This window comes from Microcoleus sp. AT8-B5 (assembly GCF_036705565.1).
Lineage (GTDB): Bacteria > Cyanobacteriota > Cyanobacteriia > Cyanobacteriales > Microcoleaceae > Microcoleus.
In genome coordinates this window covers 50,756-66,202 of the sequence record NZ_JAUBUY010000029.1, presented here as the reverse complement: position 1 = coordinate 66,202, position 15,447 = coordinate 50,756, and the positions used below count along the sequence as shown (strand labels likewise).

At 45.7% G+C, this 15,447-nt stretch carries 11 protein-coding genes and 1 tRNA gene; 10 read left to right on the top strand and 2 right to left on the bottom strand.

What is annotated here, in order from left to right; genetic code table 11:
• The first annotated feature begins 75 nt into the window (after nt 1-75).
• Nucleotides 76-164, top strand: a tRNA-Ser gene (locus QUB39_RS19535).
• A 154-nt stretch (nt 165-318) separates the two neighbouring features.
• Here QUB39_RS19535 and QUB39_RS19530 read toward each other — a convergent pair.
• Nucleotides 319-1,257 carry a serine hydrolase gene (locus QUB39_RS19530; protein ID WP_333207803.1) on the bottom strand — a complete coding sequence of 313 codons (939 nt, stop codon included), beginning with the start codon at nt 1,255-1,257 and terminating at the stop codon, nt 319-321.
• A 105-nt stretch (nt 1,258-1,362) separates the two neighbouring features.
• Here QUB39_RS19530 and QUB39_RS19525 point away from each other — a divergent pair, with 105 nt between their 5' ends.
• Nucleotides 1,363-2,100: a C40 family peptidase gene (locus QUB39_RS19525; RefSeq protein WP_333207804.1), complete on the top strand. Its 738-nt coding sequence runs from the start codon at nt 1,363-1,365 to the stop codon at nt 2,098-2,100.
• A gap of 52 nt (nt 2,101-2,152) precedes the next feature.
• Nucleotides 2,153-3,157, top strand: a complete 1,005-nt coding sequence (locus QUB39_RS19520) for a glycosyltransferase family 2 protein (protein WP_333207805.1) — start codon at nt 2,153-2,155, stop codon at nt 3,155-3,157.
• 168 nt (nt 3,158-3,325) lie between these two features.
• Here QUB39_RS19520 and QUB39_RS19515 read toward each other — a convergent pair whose 3' ends face one another.
• On the bottom strand, nt 3,326-4,495 hold the full coding sequence (locus QUB39_RS19515; RefSeq protein WP_333056416.1) for an IscS subfamily cysteine desulfurase: 1,170 nt from the start codon (nt 4,493-4,495) through the stop codon (nt 3,326-3,328).
• Nucleotides 4,496-4,591: 96 nt separating this feature from the next.
• Between QUB39_RS19515 and QUB39_RS19510 the strand changes: the two genes are divergently transcribed.
• The 7 genes from QUB39_RS19510 to QUB39_RS19480 all read left to right on the top strand — a co-directional run bounded on the left by QUB39_RS19510 (nt 4,592) and on the right by QUB39_RS19480 (nt 15,413).
• Nucleotides 4,592-5,242, top strand: a complete 651-nt coding sequence (locus QUB39_RS19510; RefSeq protein WP_333207806.1) for a hypothetical protein — start codon at nt 4,592-4,594, stop codon at nt 5,240-5,242.
• A gap of 233 nt (nt 5,243-5,475) precedes the next feature.
• Complete coding sequence (locus tag QUB39_RS19505) at nt 5,476-6,798, top strand: four-carbon acid sugar kinase family protein (RefSeq protein ID WP_333056414.1); 1,323 nt, start codon at nt 5,476-5,478, stop codon at nt 6,796-6,798.
• A 423-nt stretch (nt 6,799-7,221) separates the two neighbouring features.
• Nucleotides 7,222-8,373, top strand: coding sequence for a circadian clock protein LdpA (gene ldpA / locus QUB39_RS19500; protein ID WP_333056413.1), 1,152 nt, complete (start codon nt 7,222-7,224; stop codon nt 8,371-8,373).
• Nucleotides 8,374-8,543: 170 nt separating this feature from the next.
• Nucleotides 8,544-10,310 (top strand): R3H domain-containing nucleic acid-binding protein, encoded by a 1,767-nt coding sequence (locus QUB39_RS19495; RefSeq protein ID WP_333207807.1) that lies wholly within the window; start codon nt 8,544-8,546, stop codon nt 10,308-10,310.
• Between the two features lie 389 nt (nt 10,311-10,699).
• Entirely contained in the window at nt 10,700-12,376 is a 1,677-nt protein-coding gene (locus tag QUB39_RS19490; protein WP_333207808.1) for a CheR family methyltransferase, read from the top strand.
• Between the two features lie 3 nt (nt 12,377-12,379).
• Nucleotides 12,380-13,507 carry a chemotaxis protein CheW gene (locus QUB39_RS19485; RefSeq protein ID WP_333207809.1) on the top strand — a complete coding sequence of 376 codons (1,128 nt, stop codon included), beginning with the start codon at nt 12,380-12,382 and terminating at the stop codon, nt 13,505-13,507.
• 445 nt (nt 13,508-13,952) lie between these two features.
• The gene (locus QUB39_RS19480; protein WP_333207810.1) at nt 13,953-15,413 is read left to right on the top strand and encodes a methyl-accepting chemotaxis protein; all 1,461 of its coding nucleotides are present in this window, start codon (nt 13,953-13,955) and stop codon (nt 15,411-15,413) included.
• Nucleotides 15,414-15,447 lie beyond the last annotated feature (34 nt).

Genomic DNA, 15,447 nt, shown 5'->3' with positions numbered 1-15,447 from the left:
AAGGGATTGAGGAATTTTTAAATTAGGGGTTGGCAAGAATAAGATGTGTGTGCTATAGTTAGTTACTGTCATCTTGGAGAGGTGGCTGAGTGGTCGAAAGCGGCAGATTGCTAATCTGTTAAGGGTGTTAACATCCTTCGAGGGTTCAAATCCCTCCCTCTCCGTTTTAGAGCTTCTAGGAAAAAGTTCCTTTTAATCAAATTTTTGGACGGGCTAGAAGCCCATCCCACAAGAAAATTTTGTGGGATGGGCTTCTAGCCCGTCCCAATTATTTTTGCAGTTCAAGTCTAGTCTAGCCGCAATAATCAACTACTAAATCTAATTAAGCACTTTCATCGCTTCGACAACTTGCCGCGAGATAAATGGCAAAATTTCTTCATTCTTGCTATTCTCTTTCCCCTCGGTAAATACAACCAACAAATACGGCCGTAAGCCCTCTATTTCAATATAAGCAGCATCGTGACGAACTTGACTTGTCAGTCCGGCTTTTGACCACAATTTTGCTGATTCTGGCAATCCGCCACCTAAAAAACCCGTTACTTGATTTTCAGGATCTGCCTCTAATTCTACTGGGTCTAAACTGCGTTTCATTAAACCCATCATTTCTTGCGATGCTTGGGCAGAAACAGCTACGCCGCCGATTATACTGTGCAGCAAACGCGCCGCTGCATTTGTGGTCAGCATATTTCTATGTTCCATTAATTCTCCTAGACAAGCTCGCTCGCGACCGTAGGGGCCGTCACACCAGGTTTTCTGATTGACGTTAATATTTTGTAATTCCGGCCAATCCAATGATTGAAAGTAACGGTTGACGAGGTTTCGCTGCTGTTTCCAAGTTTCAAAGGGGCCTGGTGATAATTCTGGGCCACTGGTGGTGCCGGTGAGGGCGTCTACTACTAAACTTGTGGCGTCGTTGCTGGAATCAACTATCATATCTCGGACGGCGCGTTCTAATTCTGGCGATGTTTGAATCATGCCTTTTTGCGCCCATTCCCAGATGGCAACGAGGTAGAATAATTTGACGATGCTGGCTGGATAAATTCGTTCGGAACCTCTGGCGCTAAAACCTCGCGGTTGATACTTCCAAAATTCTTCTGGACTCAGGGCGCCGCCTGTATTGACTCGCACCGGGGGATCGTAGACTATCCAGGTAATGGCTGTACGATCGCCGCTTAATCCTGTAAATTCTGCTTTGGCTGCGTCTATAATGCTACTGCCGAGGGTTTCTAATTGTTCGTCTTTGTGAAAAAATGTCATGGTTAATGGCTGACGGTTAACGGTTAACGGCTAACTAATGGCAATCTATCGTTAAATGCGAACAATAAATGCGAACAATTAACAGCAAACAATGAGCAATTAGCAATGGCCAATTATCAATTATCTGATGTTGTGGAGTACCGGGCCCGATCGCACATAAATATTTACGATTCCCCAAAGTGCGATCGATTGGCAACTCAAGCAGCGCTGGGGCGGCATTTGCGAGTTGTTGACCCCCCCCAGCCCCCCCTTATCAAGGGGGGGAGAAATGCCATAGACTCGGTTGTTGAGGGGGATACAACGGCTGTGATGGTGCGACTGTGCGAAGATGATTATCCGGGATGGCTGGATCTTCGAGATGTCGAGTTGCTCGATGTGGCAGAAACAGTGTATCATCCTCTGGTGGTTTCTGAGGCAGAAATCAAGGAAAAATTACCAATTGTAATTACTTTCGCTCGCGAGGCTATGCACCAATCCAATTATTATCTTTGGGGCGGTACAGTCGGGCCAAATTATGATTGTTCCGGCTTGATGCAAGCTGCTTTTGTGGCTGCGGGCATCTGGTTGCCGAGGGATGCTTATCAGCAGGAAGCTTTTACTAAACCGATTAGTATCAGTGCTTTAGAACCGGGGGATTTAGTATTTTTTGGTACGCCAGAAAAAGCAACTCATGTAGGATTATATCTCGGAGATAATCGCTACATTCACAGTTCGGGACAAGCACAAGGTCGCAATGGTATCGGTATCGATGTTTTGTGGGATGATGGCGATCGAGTCAGTCAAGCTTATTACCAGCAATTGCGGGGATATGGTAAAGTTGTGGCAAGTTATCAACCTAGTTAGTTGTTGACGGTTGACTGTTGACGGTTGACTGTTAATATTATCGAATAAAAAAATGGACGCTGCATTATTTTTGGAAAAATTGGCTGCACAGCAGGCTGGCGCGGAGGTTGTTCTCGACGTTTCAGTGGTGGTGCCGGTGTATAATGAGGTGGAAAGTTTGCCTCATTTGATTGAGGCGATCGCCTCTTCTATCCAACCATCTGGACTCAGCTATCAAATTATTTGTGTAGATGACGGTTCTAAGGACGGTTCTGCTCAACTTCTCCAGCAGTTAGCCAGCACTCGCGATGACCTTTGTGCTGTAATTTTGCGCCGCAATTACGGGCAAACTGCTGCCATGTCGGCAGGTTTCGATCGCGCTCGCGGTCGTGCTATTGTTACCCTAGACGGCGATTTGCAAAATGACCCGGCTGATATTCCGCTATTGTTGGAAAAGTTAGATGAAGGCTACGATTTAGTCAGTGGCTGGCGCAAAAATAGGCAAGACAATACTATTAGCCGGTTGATTCCTTCTAAAATTGCTAACTGGTTAATTGGTCGCGTTACAGGCGTAACTTTGCACGACTACGGCTGTTCTTTGAAAGCTTATAAATCCGAGTTGGTAGCAGACTTGAATCTCTACGGGGAATTGCACCGCTTTTTGCCAGCGTTGGCGTTTATTGAAGGGGCGAGAATTGCAGAACTGCCGGTGCGACACCACGCCCGCCGTTTCGGTCAAAGTAAGTACGGAATTTGGCGAACTTTTCGGGTGTTGATGGATTTGTTAACTATTTCTTTTATGAAAAAGTTCCTGACTCGACCAATGCACGTTTTTGGACTTTTGGGATTGGGTTCTATGACGTTGGGAACGGTTTTAGGAATATATTTGACTTTCGTGAAATTTGGCCTCGGTCAAAGTATTGGCAATCGTCCTTTGCTGATTTTGGCTGTGGTTTTGCTGTTAACTGGCGTGCAGTTATTTTGTTTTGGTTTGCTGGCGGAAGTGATGATGCGGACTTATCACGAGTCGCAGGGAAAACCGATTTATCGGGTGCGCGAGGTATTTGGTTCTAAGTAACTAAATGACTTTTTTTCATCTTTCCGATCCCCCCTAGCCCCCCTTAATAAAGGGGGGGACAAGAGTATCTTCATAGTCGCACTTATTAAGGGGAATTTAGGGGGATCGAGACTTTGATAAAAATGAGAGAGATAGTGGGTTTTAGGCTTAAGTTGACACCAATACTTTCTAACTCATCACTTTTTGAGCTTGTCGGAGAGATTGAATAGTTGCGATCGCGTGTTGGGAAACTGCATCTATTTCTGCTTCGGTATTGAACCGGCCAATACCAAACCGAATTGAAGCATAAGCTAATTTGTCCGATCGCCCGATCGCTGCTAAAACATGAGATGGCGATATTTTCGCCGAAGTGCAAGCAGAGCCCGAAGAAACCGCAGCCGCCGATTGCAAACCCAACATCAACGCTTGACCGTCAACGCCACCTACACTAATATTGAGATTCCCCGGCAATCTCTTCGTAGCGTGACCGTTGAGAACAACATCGCCTAATTCACTCAAATTTTCCCACAAACGCTGCCGCAAATTAACCACTCGTTCTGTTTCCGATGGCATTTCCGCAATTGCCAATTCTACTGCTTTGGCAAACCCAACTATTTGCGGTGGGTAGAGAGTTCCCGATCGCATTCCCCGTTCATGACCTCCTCCGTGCATTTGCGGCGCTAGCTGCACTCTCGGTTTGTTGCGACGCACGTAGAGAGCACCGATGCCTTTTGGCCCGTAGATTTTGTGGGCTGTCAAGGACATTAGATCGATATTCATCTCCTCTACATCCAGGGGAATTTTGCCGATCGCCTGTGCCGCATCTGTGTGAAAAAGAATGTCATTTCCCCGACAAATTGCAGCAATTTCTGCGATCGGCTGAATGACGCCAATCTCATTATTTGCCGTCATCACTGAAACCAAAATTGTCTCTGCCCGAATCGCTTTGATCAAATCGCCTATATCAATCAGCCCGTCGCTTTTCACTGGTAAAACAGTAATGTCAAACCCCAATTTTTGCAAATAGGTACAGGGGTCGAGAATAGCATTATGTTCGGTTTTTACTGTGATAATGTGCTTTCCTTTGCTGAAATAAGCTTCGGCGATACCTTTGATCGCTAAGTTATTTGCTTCGGTTGCACCGCTGGTAAAAACAATTTCTTCGGGGGAAGCATTGATCGCTTCTGCTAAAATTTGTCGTGACTGTTTAACCGCTGCTTCTGCTTCCCAGCCGTAGACGTGGCTGATGCTGGCTGCGTTGCCGAACTGTTCGGTAAAATACGGCAGCATCGCCTCAAGTACCCGTTGGTCTACGGGGGTTGTGGCGTGGTTGTCGAGGTATATAGGACGTGCGGACATAGTGCAGTTTTGGTTGAAAAAAGTGTTAGGTTTATTGTAGACGAGCCCCTTGTTCTACTACAAAACTTTATAATTAAGAAATATTTGTGAAGATTTATGCGAGCTGACATTCAGGGATTAGAAATTACTGTTGGTGAACTCAAGCACCTCACCGGCGCGGGGCCCGATCGCGTATACCGCCCGCCGACAGCGACTAAGTTTGCCCGCGAAGCTTTGAAAACAGCCGGTTTAATAGTTTTGGTTCTAATCAGTTGTTGGCTGCTAGTTGCGATATTTCCTAGAGCTTATTTGTTGTGGTTCGCCCTCCACTTCGCTGCGATCGTCGGTTTAATCTTGGAGGATGCCTGGAAAATTTGGTGCAGTCGGCAAAACCAACATTTAATTAATCTTTTTGATGATGTCGATCGCTATAATGGTATAATCGAAGCGATAGAAATTAACGATAGGATAGAAGATGCCGGCAATGCGGCAGTCAAAATCGGCGATCGAGCAAAAGTTATTGCAGCCTTGCAGCTAATCAGAGAGGATTTAGTTCGAGCTTTGAAAACCGAAAGAATTCTCAGGGAAAACAAAAAATTTGTCGCTACTAACTCCGAATTGTTTACCAATAATTTGAAAAGTTTGAATTCCCTGCAAATTAGCGATCGAGCCACAGAACAAGGGCGATTGCTAAACGAAGCTTTGCAGATAGCCGTGGGGGTTCAAGCAGAAATGAAAAAGTTGCAAGATCGAAAGGCTGCTAATTAAAAAAATGGCAGAAGTTAGTAGCGTACACGGCGGAGGGCGCCTCTTACCCATTAGCAATATACAGCTTACTGAACCGCAACAGGCAGGATGCCTGTTCCACTCGAACTCAAAGACATTTTTAAAATTATGAATGAGGAGAATAGTTAAAAAAATATCATAATTATTGTAAATTTTTTCCTGTTACGTAACAGGTAAGGATATCTTGGAAAGGTGACGTTAACAACCAGGTCAGTATGTCTTCTGCCAAACCCAAGATTATAGTTCTCGACGACGATCCGACAGGTTCTCAAACCGTGCACAGTTGCTTGCTGCTGACACGTTGGGACGAAGACACCCTGCGTTTGGGGCTGCGGGACAAGTGCCCGATTTTCTTCATACTGACAAATACTCGATCGCTAACTCCCGAAAAAGCAGCCTCCGTCACCCGCGAAGTGTGCCAAAATTTAAAAAAGGCGATCGCCAGCGAAAAAATCGAAGACTTCCTAATAGTTAGTCGTTCCGATTCTACCCTGCGCGGTCACTATCCCATCGAAACCGACGCGATCGCCGAAGAACTCGGCCCCTTCGACGCCCATTTTCTAATTCCCGCCTTTTTTGAAGGAGGCAGAATTACCCGCCACAGCGTACACTACCTAATAGTTAACAGCGTCCCGACACCAGTACACGAAACCGAATTTGCCAAAGATTCAGTCTTCGGGTACAGTCACAGTTACCTGCCAGACTATGTAGAAGAAAAAACCAAAGGTCGCATCCCCGCTGATGCAGTCGATCGCATTTTACTCGGAGACATTCGCTACGGAAGTTTAGATCGACTGATGGACATGACAGACAACCAATGTGCAGTTGTTGACGGCCAAAGCCAAGGCGATTTAGACACATTTGCCAAACACATTCTCCATGCAGTCAGTCAAGGCAAAAAGTTTTTATTCCGCAGTGCAGCAAGTATTTTAACATCCTTAGCTGACCTCGGCCCGCAGCCAGTAGCAGCCGACGAAATGGCAAAATACGTGAGGGATGGCAAACCCGGTGCAGTCATAGTTGGTTCCCACGTTAAGAAAACTACTGAACAATTGGAGCGCTTGTTAAAAGAACCCAATATAGTTAGCATTGAAATAGATGTATCTCACTTGTTAGAAGATTCACCAGAGTATCGCACCCAACTGCTCGATGAAATTCTCGAAAAAGCCCGCACTTCTCATGCCGATGGCAAAACGCCTGTAATTTATACCAGCCGCAAGGAACTCGAATTTGAAAATACCGAAGTCCGGTTAAAATTTGGAGAGGCGGTTTCTGCTTTATTGATGGATATCGTGCGGGGACTGCCTGCCGATATCGGGTTTTTGATTAGCAAGGGCGGCATTACTTCTAATGATGTTTTGAGTACAGGTTTGTCGCTGAAAAGTGTCAGGCAAATCGGTCAAATTATCGCAGGTTGTTCGGTGGTGAAAACCGAGGCTAATCATCCTCTGTTTCCCAATTTACCAGTTGTTTTGTTTCCGGGAAATGTGGGGGATAGCCATGCTTTGGCTACGGTTTACAAGCGGCTGAGCAAGTAGTAGAGCTCGTTGAATCGCTGATTAACGCAGATGAATGTAGCTTCAAGTTAGGGAGTAGAATGTTCATCTGCGTTTCGTCGCTGGGTTTCAATGCTCGATCGAACTTTATGGCAACTGCCACTGCACGACCACTTCAAAAAAAATCTCTCGCCTACTTTTTTGCCAAATCGACCCTAGTATGATATAGTAGAGAGTCTGTGCGTAATTACAGCCGATCGCCAAAGTGGAAAATCGCCTCATCGTTAGGCACTATCAAAAAAATTAGATTTCTCAAAAATACTTACCTCAGAACTCTACATATAGGGCCAACAGCACCAGAGCTACTGCTATCAGTAGCGTTTCCAGCTTGTAACCGCCTAAATTTTCAAATTAAGTAGAAATTTCCACATAGTAATTTTCAGCTCAAAGGATTAGCATATAAGGGTGACAGAACATTATCATCCCCTAAACTCATTAAAAGATGGCCATTGGTTCAAGCTGATCTGTGGGGCGAGCTTTCAACACCTGCCTGCTGTACGGAATCTCACCTTGGCTTACACCTTAGCAGGCGCTGACTGTATCGATGTCGCGGCAGATCCCGCCGCCGTCGCCGCAGCGAAAGAAGCCCTACAAGTGGCCAGCGAATTACAGGCAAGAACTCAAAACCGCAGGTTTGGCGGCAAAGGGTTGCCGTTGCTGATGGTGAGTTTAAACGATGGGGAAGACCCGCATTTTCGCAAAGCCGAATTCAACCCAGCCGATTGTCCGGCGGACTGCTGGCGGCCGTGCGAAAAAATATGTCCAGCCGAAGCAATAGTTTTTCAGAGTGCTGGCAGTGGTTTTTCCGGGGTGATAGACCAGCAATGCTATGGCTGCGGTCGCTGTCTGCCGATTTGTCCGAGCCAACTGATTTATACTCGTTCTTACGTGTCTGCTTCCGCCGCGATCGCACCTTTAATCTTGCAATCCGGTGCGGACGCCCTAGAAATCCACACGCAAGTAGGCAGAGAGGCAGATTTTGCGCGACTTTGGTCGAGCATAGCTCCCTGGGTCGCTCAACTCAAGGTAATAGCAATTAGTTGCCCCGATGGAGACGGTTTGATTGATTATTTGCGGACACTCTATCAAATAATTTCCCCCCTTCCTTGTCCCCTAATTTGGCAAACGGACGGTAGGCCAATGAGCGGAGATATCGGAACAGGAACTACTAGAGCAGCAGTCAAACTCGGTCAAAAAGTTTTGGCTGCCCAGTTGCCGGGATACGTGCAACTTGCAGGCGGCACTAATGCTCACACTGTCAGCAAGCTGAGAGCCGAGGGACTGATGAAGGATGCCGGGAAAAATTTGTCAGTTCCCCCTGTCCCATACATTGCAGGTGTAGCTTACGGCAGCTATGCCAGGGTTTTGCTATCGCCAATTTTAGAACAGTTAGAAACAATGCAGACCGATCGAGCTTATGCCGTTCCGGTGGCAGTCGCGCAGCCAGGAGCCGGAGTTCAAACATCTCGGCTACCTCAGCTCGAAGCCGTCCCAGAACTTCTCTCAGAGGCCGTGAGTTTAGCTAGTTCTCTAGTTTCCCCGCTCAAAGAATTTTAGTCAGTAGTCAGTAGTCATTAGCCATTAGTCATTAGTTAGTGGTTAGTAGTTAGTAGTTAATTTCAACAACAACTGGCAACTGACACATAACAACTGGCAACTGGCAACTGACAACTGTTAACTGACAACTGACTAAAAAGTTGAAAACGTCACCGAACACATCGAGGCGAATGCAGATTACAGACGACCTCAACAAATTATTAGACATCGTGCCAGATGAGATCCGGCAGCCCTTAGAGCAGCACCCGCAGCGCAACAATCTCATTGAGATTGTCATGGATTTGGGCCGCCAACCAGAAGCTCGTTTTCCATCCTTGGCCGAACCTCTTTCCCAAACTCCGATTACCAAAGCACACCTCAACTATTGCATCGAGCGAGTCGGCCACTTCGGTGGCGACAACCGAGCCGGTATCGAGCAAACCCTGCACCGAATTAGCGCCCTTCGCAACCGCAGCGGCGAGATTATCGGCTTGACTTTGAGGGTGGGCCGCGCTGTGTTCGGGACGATCGGCATTATCCGCGATTTGGTGGAAACCGGTCAGTCAATTTTGATGCTCGGCCGCCCCGGAGTCGGCAAAACCACGGCCCTGCGGGAAATTGCCCGCGTGCTCGCCGATGACTTGGAAAAACGGGTGGTAATCATCGACACCTCCAACGAAATTGCCGGAGATGGAGATATCCCGCACCCGGCGATCGGCAGAGCTCGCAGAATGCAAGTTTCCCGCCCCGAACTCCAGCACCAAGTCATGATCGAAGCAGTGGAAAACCATATGCCGCAAGTGATCGTGATTGACGAAATCGGCACGGAGCTCGAAGCTTTGGCGGCTCGGACGATCGCCGAAAGGGGCGTGCAGTTGGTAGGTACCGCCCACGGGAACCGGATCGAAAACTTGATGAAAAACCCGACTCTGGCAGATTTAATTGGGGGCATCCAAGCGGTGACGCTGGGAGATGACGAAGCAAGACGGCGCGGTTCTCAAAAGACGGTTTTGGAGCGCAAAGCACCGCCAACTTTTGAAATTGCCATCGAAATGCTGGAACGCCAGCGCTGGGTAATCCACGAGCGAGTTGCAGATTCGATCGACACTCTGCTGCGGGGACGCGAACCGAGCCAGCAAATCAGAAGCGTCAGCGAGACAGGAGAAGTAATTATCGAGCGCGAGTCAGCCGCTCCCCCCGCGCGGTTTCCGGGGATGGCCGCTTCCAGCAGCACGGCTGCGGTATCAGCAATCCGGCCCGTCACACCGCTCTCTGGCTGGCGGAGTGCTGGCAAAATGGTGCCGATGCCCGCTCCAGGCGAGAACTTCGCTCCTAAAAGCGCGCCGGTTTCTGAGACTCGGTATTTCGAGCAACTGCTCGAAGAATCCCTGTCCGTCGAGCCGGTACCTAAGCCCGGACGTTTTTCCCAGAATGTCGGCCCTAACGGCGAAGATTTGCCCCTCCACGTTTATCCTTACGGCATACCTCGTCACCAGCTCGAACAGGTGATTTCGACGCTGAACCTGCCGGTGCTGCTGACGAAGGATATTGAGAGTGCTGACGTGGTTTTGGCTTTGCGATCGAACGTTCGGAACCAGTCGAAATTGAGGCACTTGGCCAAAACTCGCCAAGTTCCCCTGCACACAATTAAGGCCGCCACTATTCCCCACGTAGCGAGAGCTTTGCGGCGCCTGTTGGACATGGATGACCCAGGTACCCCGGAAGTGGCAGACCTCGCCTTATTCGCCCGCAGCGGTTCTTCTGACGAGCTCGAAGCTCTCGAAGAAACCCGCTTGGCAGTCGAGCAAATTGTCATTCCCAAGGGACAGCCGGTGGAACTCCTGCCCCGTTCTCCCAACGTCCGCAAAATGCAGCACGAACTTGTGGAACACTATCACCTGAAATCCCACAGTTTTGGGGAAGAACCTAATCGCCGCCTGCGGATATATCCAGCTTAAAGTGGGAGATTAGTGCCTTTGAAGGCAGAAGGTGGAAGGCAGAAGGGATAATTTTTTCCTGGCTTCTGTCTTTGACCTTTTGCCTTTTTCCTTTAAGTAGCTGGCAAGTTTCTGATATGATATGGTGTGACACTGTTCTTGTTCAGGCGATCGGCTAAATTCCAGATTTCTAATTCCAAATTCCCCAATTTCCAATTACCAATACTTCTACTACACGAGCTTACAAGTTACCCAATTCCCAATAGTTCAGCTACGCACTTCCCTTCGGCTCCCTGCGGCTTTGCGAACCGACGAGCCGCAGGCTGGCAGCTATGCTCAGCCCAAACTCAGCAGCAGCTCAGTAAAAGTTGCCACTACCCAAATTATTAAATTAATCTACCTCAGTGGACATGAATGATTCCATAATTCAGCTATTTATCAACTTAATTACTACTGAGATGGGTGTGCGAATTAGGTCTCAAGATCGAGCTGGTTTGTCTCATAAAATCATGAGTAGGATGAGAGAAAAAAAAATTGCAGACCCAGAAAAGTATTATAAACTTTTAACCGCCAAAACTTTTGAAAGTAAAAATGAATGGGCGAAATTAGTATTGCTATTAACAACAACTGAAAGTTATTTTATGCGAGATAAAGGACAGTTCGCTCTGTTGAAAAGAGTAATTTTTCCTGAATTGATAGAGCAGAAAAGAAACTTGCACAAGACCTTGGGAATGCAGCCGACACTGCGAATATGGAGTGCGGGCTGCTCCACCGGTGAAGAACCTTATTCTTTAGCTATTGTTTTAAAAGAATTGATTCCCGATTGGGAGCAATGGAAAATATTAATTCTAGGTACAGATATCAATGAAAAAGTAATCAAAAAAGCGCCCCAGGGAGTTTACAGTCATTGGTCGTTTCGCTTGGTTGACCCGCAGATACAAAAGCAGTATTTTCATCAGAGGCAAAATGATTGGGAAATTAATCTAGAATTGCGCGAAAGTGTCAACTTTAGTTGTGTAAATTTAATCACAGATGACTTTCCTAATATTTACCAAAATCTTTATAACATAGACTTAATTTTATGTAGAAACGTTTTTGTGTATTTTGAACATAAGTATATTTCACTGGTACTGAAAAAATTTTCCAAGACCCTGAGACCTGGAGGATATTTAATGACCGGTCACGCTGAAGTTTACGGTCAAATTATGAACGAGTTTGAAGCCAAGATTTTCCCGGAGTCGGTGGTGTATCAGCGTCGGAATGCAGTACCGGAGGAAGGCTGTCAAATAGAGTCTATGGTTGCGACTGTAGGAGAAGCCAACTCGGCATTTCGGGAATTCCCGAAAGCAGATATTATGGGCGATGATAGTGGTGAGTTGCTAACAGGGGAAACTATGCCACCTCGTTTTACTACTAACAGCAATTTTCCAGAGATAGAGATGCCTCCGGTATTAAAAATAAGTAATCCGCTGGGAAATATGCTGCCCTATCGCTATCTGGAGGACGGCTTGCCGAACAATGCCGTGTCAGTTACAGAAAAAATAATAGCAGAAAATACTCAAAATCAAACGCATCAAATGCTAATCTTAGAGGCTAAAAAGTTATTTAAAAATCAAGATTATGCTGAGGCAATCAACAAGGCACAAGAGGCAATAGAGTTGCAGGGCCCTAATTTTGATGCTTATTTTTTAATTGCTCAAGTTCAGGCAAATTCCGGCAATTATTCTCAGGCTATAGAATACTGTAATCGAGCTAGGAAAGTAGATCCTGGGTCAGTATATACTGATTATTTACAAGCTCAAATTGCTGAAGAACAGGGGCAGTTGGAAACAGCAAAAAATTTATTAAAAAGGACTATTTATATGTGTCCATCTTTTGTTTCAGCTTATATAGAACTAGGGAATATATACCATAAAGAAGGTCAAATAAAAAGAGCTATTAAAATGTACAATTCCTCTTGTGAAATCCTGAAAGCACTACCGCCAAACACTCCCATAGATTCCCAGGGAAAAATGACAGCTAGTCAAGTGCTGATGAATGTTAAAAAAAAATTGTTAAAATTATACAGTAAAGAAACTGTACACTAAAATATGGAAACTAAACCGTATCTTATCTTTGAACAGAACGGTTTTCTCTGCGGTATAGAAGCCTGCTACGTTCGGGAAATTTTCTTTCTGCCGGAGTTGACAGCAATTGCAGAAGCACCTCAAGATATTGTTGGGGCGATCGACCTTCGGGGCGAAATTCTGCCCGTGATGGATCTGAATCTCCGTTTTGGATACGTTTGGCAAGGGTATGCTGTGACAGATAGTACGATCGTCATAGAGTGGCAAGAATCGAAAATCGGTATAATTGTCAATCAAGTTCGCGAAGTTAAGGAACTCTCAGAAGAGGCCATCACTCCGCAGCTATCTTATGGGCGAGAGAATTTAGAAGCCTCTCATTATTTTGTAGCTGGACTAGCCCGCAGCGAAGCCGATATTATCATGCTGCTCAATCTCGATCAATTAATTCGATATTCTCCCGAAAAGTCAGAGGAAAGCTGGCCTGTTTCTCCAAGCCATGCAGGTAGTGAAGCAGCAGGTGAGGCAGAGACGGAAAATTTACACGGGCTAATAAGTGCAAAATTGTTAGGAAAAAATCCTCAAATTTTGAGCAACCGTCACGTTTTTTGCCCGCAGGCTACCCCCGAAGAAAAAGCAATTTTTCAATCGCGCGCTAATCATTTGAGGCGGCGAAACGAGGGAGAAAATGATGCAGCCACTAATATGTACCTGGCGGTGTTTGTTTTGAATGGCGAATACTTTGGTATTCATTTAGATTTAGTTCGGGAATTTACTGATATCAACCAAGTAACTCCGGTTCCTTGCACTCCCGATCGCATAGTGGGCAATATAAATTTACGGGGAGAAATTGTGACTTTAATTGATATTCGCAGTGTTTTAAATATGTCTTTAAATATGTCGGAGACTGCAAATTATCTCTCTAAGGCGATCGTTGTTGAAGTGACAGATTTGGTCGCTGGTATAGTTGTTGACGAAATATTAGATATTATATACTTAAATGTGTCGGAAATTGCGGCTGTTCCGGCAGCCCTGCATTCTGCCAACCGCGAATATCTACGGGGGACAGCTATTTACGGGGAAAAAATGATGGCTATTCTGAACTTGCAAAAACTGCTGACAAAAGGAGGAGTAGTTGTTGATGAAGAGGTTTGAATCCAGAACAGGACTTACGCAAAGCATCTCTATCATGAGTTCAGTGAAGCACCTGGCTTGATACTTCATTTCCTTCGCAATCCCGATCCAACGCAGAGATCAGAACTGGTAACAAGCGGGACTTAGCATGAGAGAATTATCTTGAAATGCGTCCACCACTAAAGAAGTTAGTTATACCACAATACGGTTGAGTTAAGCTCGATCTCCCGGCGCCAAGGGCGGGCACGGGGAGTAGGGGTCGCACCGCCCCTACAAAGGGGGAGTAGGGGGTGGACAAGAACTTACTCAAAGTCCTCGCAACGATGCGGGGGATGCTGCAAGGAATCTCTGAGGAATAAATAGTTTTAACCAAAGCGTATTCAGTTATACCAAATCTGCTTTTCAAGCCAGATTTGACGAAGCAATCTAATTCGTATATTCACGTGCTTAAATTAAGGAGAAAAATATGTTTGCTAAGTTAATAAAATTAAATATTAGAAATAGAATGTTGCTGGCTTATGTAGCCCCTGCCACTATATACTTGGGTTTTCCCCTGCTAGTTTATACAACTACTAATCAGGTGTTGAATAATTTTGCAGAAGTAGAAAGGATCGAAAATGTGCTCAGACATACAAATGATATGTCCGCAGGTGCTGAACAAATGGTAAGGGGGATGCGCGGGTATTTAATTAATAAAAATCCGCAGTTTTTAAATGATTTTAAGACTGGTGGAGAATTAGCTCGTGAGTCGGGAAATAGTGCGGAGTTGAAGATGGAAAATCCTGAACAGAGGATGCGTTTAGAGAAGATGCTAGAACTCTGCAACGAATATTATGACGGTTCTAGCGAAATAGTTGCTTTATTACAAAAAAATAATAGAACTGCTGCCTTGGCTCTCTTTAATACCGGAAAACAGACACAATTTGTGGATGAATTTGTGGAAATAAATAAGCAATTTCGCGACATAGAAGTAAAAGCGATTAAGCAAGCTACTGAAAAAACGAAGCAATCTTTAGTTTTTTTAATCTCGGCCTTGGTATTTGGTTCCGTGTTTTTATTGGTGTTAGGTGCGGTTATAGCTTGGCTGATTTCGTCAGGAATTGCTCAAACTATCGATCGCGCAATTAGCTCGATCGCCGCTTCTTCCACTGAGATTGCAGCCACCGTAGAAGAACAGGAACGCATGGCAAGTCAGCAAGCAGCTTCCGTAAATCAAACTACTACTACAATGGACGAATTGGGAGCATCTTCCAGGGCGACATCACAGCAGATAGAAACAGCCGTGGTTCAAGCAATGCAAGCTTTGAATTTAGCTGGAGGTGGCACAAAAGCTGTAGAACAAACTTTAGAAGCAATGGCAACTCTGAAAACTAAAGTTCAGGATATTCAAGGACAAATTATAGAGTTGAGCGAACAAACAGATCACATTGGTAATATCTCAACTGTAGTTAGCGATTTGGCGAATCAAACTAATATGTTAGCACTCAACGCTGCTGTTGAAGCAGTGCGGGCGGGAGAGCACGGCAAGGGGTTTGGCGTGGTGGCGTCAGAAATTCGCAAACTTGCCGATCGCAGTAAAAAGTCAGGAGCACAAATTAATCTATTAGTTGCTGATATTCAAAAGGCAATTAACTCAACAGTAATGGTGACAGATGAAGGAACTAAAACAGTGGAATCGGGCGTGAATATTGCCTCAGAAACCGCGGCTGCATTTGCAGGAGTTGCCAATGCCATTAACAATGTGGTTTTGAGCTCTCAGCAAATCTCGCTGAATGCCAAACAGCAATCGATCGCGATCGAACAGGTAGTGCAAGCTATGAACTCTCTCAATCAAGCCGCAGCCCAAACCGCTTGCGGTATCAGTCAAACTAAAGTCGGTACTCAAAAATTGAATGAAGCAGCCTTAGATTTGAAAGCAGTTTTGTAGGAGAGCAATGAATTATGAGTAGTTCCCCAAAAAT

Bases quoted from the DNA above. Each gene is read 5' to 3' on its own strand.
- QUB39_RS19530 (WP_333207803.1), bottom strand. From the start codon at position 1,257: ATGACATTTTTTCACAAAGACGAACAATTAGAAACCCTCGGCAGTAGC.
- QUB39_RS19525 (WP_333207804.1), top strand. From the start codon at position 1,363: ATGGCCAATTATCAATTATCTGATGTTGTGGAGTACCGGGCCCGATCG.
- QUB39_RS19520 (WP_333207805.1), top strand. From the start codon at position 2,153: ATGGACGCTGCATTATTTTTGGAAAAATTGGCTGCACAGCAGGCTGGC.
- QUB39_RS19515 (WP_333056416.1), bottom strand. From the start codon at position 4,495: ATGTCCGCACGTCCTATATACCTCGACAACCACGCCACAACCCCCGTA.
- QUB39_RS19510 (WP_333207806.1), top strand. From the start codon at position 4,592: ATGCGAGCTGACATTCAGGGATTAGAAATTACTGTTGGTGAACTCAAG.
- QUB39_RS19505 (WP_333056414.1), top strand. From the start codon at position 5,476: ATGTCTTCTGCCAAACCCAAGATTATAGTTCTCGACGACGATCCGACA.
- QUB39_RS19495 (WP_333207807.1), top strand. From the start codon at position 8,544: ATGCAGATTACAGACGACCTCAACAAATTATTAGACATCGTGCCAGAT.
- QUB39_RS19490 (WP_333207808.1), top strand. From the start codon at position 10,700: ATGAATGATTCCATAATTCAGCTATTTATCAACTTAATTACTACTGAG.
- QUB39_RS19485 (WP_333207809.1), top strand. From the start codon at position 12,380: ATGGAAACTAAACCGTATCTTATCTTTGAACAGAACGGTTTTCTCTGC.
- QUB39_RS19480 (WP_333207810.1), top strand. From the start codon at position 13,953: ATGTTTGCTAAGTTAATAAAATTAAATATTAGAAATAGAATGTTGCTG.